A 274-nucleotide genomic window follows, 5' to 3' on the forward strand; every position below is an offset into this window, starting at 1 on the left:
GGTGCGCTCGCCGAGCAGGCTGTCGGGCATCGCCACGACGGTGGCGTCGTGCACCTGCGGATGGGCTATCAGCAGGTTCTCCACCTCTTCCGCGGCGATCTTCTCGCCGCCGCGGTTGATCTGGTCCTTGTCGCGGCCCTCCACCACCAGGTAGCCGTCCTTGTCGCGGCTGACCCGGTCGCCGGTGCGGTAGAAGCCGTCCGCGCTGAAGGCCTTGGCGTTGTGTTCAGGCAGGCGGTAGTAGCCGCGGATGGTGTAGGGACCGCGCACGGTC

General features: G+C 68.6%; 1 pseudogene. It reads right to left on the reverse strand.

Going from position 1 to position 274, the window contains the following annotated elements:
* Nucleotides 1-274 (reverse strand): annotated as a pseudogene (gene entE / locus ACLJNW_RS24985) (2,3-dihydroxybenzoate-AMP ligase); the annotation flags it as partial.

The organism is Salmonella sp. SAL4457 (assembly GCF_046548235.1).
Lineage (GTDB): Bacteria > Pseudomonadota > Gammaproteobacteria > Enterobacterales > Enterobacteriaceae > Salmonella > Salmonella enterica.